Source organism: Aquiflexum sp. (assembly GCF_041749095.1).
GTDB lineage: Bacteria > Bacteroidota > Bacteroidia > Cytophagales > Cyclobacteriaceae > Aquiflexum.
In genome coordinates, this window is the sequence record NZ_JBGTCA010000415.1 from 1 (window position 1) to 3442 (window position 3442).

4 protein-coding genes are annotated in these 3442 nt (G+C 42.2%); all 4 read right to left on the reverse strand.

What is annotated here, in order from left to right; genetic code table 11:
* The coding region (locus ACEW8O_RS18815; RefSeq protein ID WP_373496170.1) for a flavodoxin family protein at positions 1-329 on the reverse strand (329 nt) is incomplete at its 3' end.
* 88 nt (positions 330-417) lie between these two features.
* The gene (locus tag ACEW8O_RS18820; protein WP_373496171.1) at positions 418-990 is read right to left on the reverse strand and encodes a DUF3179 domain-containing (seleno)protein; all 573 of its coding nucleotides are present in this window, start codon (positions 988-990) and stop codon (positions 418-420) included.
* Positions 987-2033 (reverse strand): hypothetical protein, encoded by a 1047-nt coding sequence (locus ACEW8O_RS18825; protein ID WP_373496172.1) that lies wholly within the window; start codon positions 2031-2033, stop codon positions 987-989. Before ACEW8O_RS18825 ends, ACEW8O_RS18820 begins: the two co-directional genes overlap by 4 nt.
* 235 nt (positions 2034-2268) lie before the next feature.
* A complete protein-coding gene (locus ACEW8O_RS18830) occupies positions 2269-3186 on the reverse strand; it encodes a patatin family protein (RefSeq protein ID WP_373496173.1) in 918 nt (305 codons plus the stop codon).
* Positions 3187-3442 lie beyond the last annotated feature (256 nt).

The window sequence follows — 3442 nt, forward strand, 5'->3', positions numbered from 1 at the left end:
TCTCCCAGCCAAATCGGCGTGCCTATCACCAGGATATTAGCTACCATCACTTTTTCCTGGATAGCGGGCCACTCATCTTTATCCCAACCATGTTCTGTCATATCCGGATACACGCCATAAGCCACATCATGATCGACTACCCGGATCAGATCAGTATGAATATTATTGGCTTCCATGATGGTCTGCGACATAGCCATCAGACCTTCAGTATGAGAGAGTTCAGGCGATTTTTTCAGGGTACAGTTCAGAAAAACCGCTTTTAGACCAGAAAAATCTGTCTGGTTGGATTCATTCCATTTTTGCTGGATTTTGTTCAGGTTAAATCGCATGAGTTTTTGGTTAAGCTTCTACGAGTGTGTTTTTATTCTAAAATATTTCATGTTGCTTTAATTTTGAGGTTCAAAAATATCCAAGCTTTCATAAAATGGAGCCCAGGCAAACCAATAGCCCATCATCTGGGAAATGGATTGAAGTTTTTGTCCCTGTTTTGGCCCCTGAACAGCGGTTCCACAGTTGGGACCAATTAGTGTCTGTTTTCCTGTCATAGGGAATGACATTGGTATTATAGAGCAATCCTGAGACGCCAAAAGTGGTTTTCCCTGCAGTGAAATTTCTGTCCCACCCGATGCCTGTCCCTGTAAGGGGACAGTAGATCACTGATACTGATTCCGTACCCAAATCATCATTGATGATTTCGTGCCAGTTGAGAATTTTATGAGGATAGGCCCTGGTCTCACCTCCATTGACAAAACCCAATATCAGGTCATTGTCATTGAGGTATGAAGCTGCCGATGTCTGTATGAGTTCAGGGTTGGTCAGGGCTGGAATCCCATCCTTGCCGGGTCCACCGTCAAACACTTGATCTCGTGGAATCAGCCATTCCCCGGAATTGTCGTTACTGTTTCCTGGATTTTGATCACTTTCACAACCCATAAGGATTAGCATTCCCAATTGTATGGATAATTGATATTTGGATGTGTATCTTTTCATAACTCACCGAATTTTATAGTATTACTGATTTTATTTTTCCTTGGATTCAGATTGTAGAAAAGTGCCATGGTGTACCGATAGGTTGTGGTCAACTGTGAACCGTAGAGGTTTCTGTAAACCGGCAGATCTATGGATCCACGCAAAGACAGGTCCGGTGTAAAACTGACATTGAAACCGGGAACTGCATAAATCCACTTTCCTCCCGATCCGGGAAAGACACTGTTGTCTATCAAATCCACTGATTGCGTCCTATATCTTCCAAAAAAGAATACATCCATGGGCCAATGGAATAAAAAATTGTAATTCAAGCCTAAATTGGTCTGGAATTCGTCTCCAAACTGATAGACCTGACTTCCGTTATAGTTCCTGTTTTTACCTGATTTCCTAAACGTGGAAACAAACACCAAGCTCATTTGCTGTACAGGGAATTGGGATTTTTGGAAAAATGTCCAGAACATTCCGTCCAAAGATCCTGAACCGGGCTGCATATCCGCCGGCAAGGTCAATCCATTATTATTTAAAAAGTCTGTCCGTCCTGTAGGCAGTTTTGGACCTGCTCCGACAACCCACTCCATCGTTGGATGTTTTTCGGAAAGGAGCATCCGGTATTTGAGCAGAAGTACCAGGTCACCCAAGCCCTGAGTGAATGTAAAATCCTGCTTTCCTTCAAATCCTTTGATAAGACGCTCCTGCCTGATAAAAGGAATTACCCCTGCCACGGCCAGCCTCTTATTGATCCCATAATTGATTTCCAGAAGGGTGGAGTTGGTGATGCGGTTACGGGTATCGTCATCCAACAGGGTGCTGTGGTCCATCAGGTCCCTCAATACATTTCTGTCATAAGTGAGCAAAAACTGGAAGGTATTATAATCCGCAGTCCCCAAACCCAAGGTGCCTCCCAAGGGAACTCCGCCTGAACAACAGGCCTGCCCGAAGAGCGATAATGGTATGACTGCCAAAAACATACAGAATACAAACATTCGGCAGCCTTTCAGGATGACGTACGGGAAAAACAAGGATAGTGTGTTTTGGAAAGCTTCCATGCGGTCAATAAATCTTCCTGCCTTTATGATCTACGGTTTCTTGTCATTGCGTCCGAAAAATTCAGGGTCCGGTATAACCGACCCTGAATATGGGCGACCAGACAACCTTTCCTCTTAGGCCATAATTTCAACCTAAAAGTACCTACTTACATGATTAAAAGATGTCGGCATCAGGACATAAGAAATTATGGAATGTATGAAAAGACTGTTTACCTACTTGAGGGCTGATGGGATTTCAGACCCCTACATCCATACACCTGCATTCGGGATGGTGGGATTTGGCATATTCAAAGCCATCTTGCCACCATTTTTTCATAAGTGCCGGTTTGAAAATGAGCGAATTTTCTATCAACAGATTCTGTGGTCTGTAAAAATTAATATTAACCTGTCTCCTACCTCCTTCAAGTTGCCCGATCCGGATATCGTCATTGGAAATCTGATTTAACATAAAATCAAAAGTACGGACAGTGAGCTCCAGCGCATTTCTAATAGGTTTTTTAATTGTACGTGCTTGTTCCGTCTTGAGGACAATCACATCTATTTCTTCTGCTCCTCTGTAAATTGCCTCTGATATAGGTACCAGATCAGCAAAACCACCATCCGCGTATTCAAAGCCATTTTTTTCCAACAAACTCATAAACGGAACAAAATTGGCCGAACCCCATATCCAGTCACAATAATCCTCATAACTGTAATCCTTCAGCCTTTTGTATTCCACCTGATTTGTGCTTAGGTTGGAAAGTGTGACCAGGACATCCGCAGAATTTCGTTGCATTTTCTCAAAATCATCCTCATTGATTATTTCAGTGATCAGATGCCGCAGGTTTTTGCTTTCTCCAAAAGTTTTTTTGCCTTTGATGAACATTTTGACAATCCCCAAGTGGTTGATTCTACTTTGATAGACTCCGTTTTTTTTAGTAATGATCAAAGGGCAGGTACTGAATATCTGGTTCTGTGTCACCCTGGTGTAGATGTCCTTAATTTTTTCGATTTCTCCAATGGAAAGTAAAGGGACCAAAAGGCTTCCGGTAGATGTACCAAGAAACAGCCCATATTGGTGGCCACATTCCCGGATTAGGTACTCCGCTATTCCTCCTGCAAAAGCACCTTTACTGCCTCCACCTGAGATGACCAATGCTTTTGTAGGCTTCATTTTTTTGGGTGTTGATGTTTTTTGATTTGGAAGATATTTCTATCTGCGGAAATACGGAAGGAAAAACGAAAAAAGTTTCCAATGTTTTACTCAATGGAGGTCCAAGAATATTTCAAACATGTGTTCCTTCATGATTTTACTTAAAGCTTTTTTAACCATAATGACAAGCAATGAATTCTTTGGACTTCAACAAGACCGGTGGCTACCAACAAATATTGCGGATATAAAGGAAGAAGCATTGGAAAGGTTATATATG

Bases quoted from the DNA above. Each gene is read 5' to 3' on its own strand.
- ACEW8O_RS18830 (WP_373496173.1), bottom strand. From the start codon at position 3,186: ATGAAGCCTACAAAAGCATTGGTCATCTCAGGTGGAGGCAGTAAAGGT.
- ACEW8O_RS18820 (WP_373496171.1), bottom strand. From the start codon at position 990: ATGAAAAGATACACATCCAAATATCAATTATCCATACAATTGGGAATG.
- ACEW8O_RS18825 (WP_373496172.1), bottom strand. From the start codon at position 2,033: ATGGAAGCTTTCCAAAACACACTATCCTTGTTTTTCCCGTACGTCATC.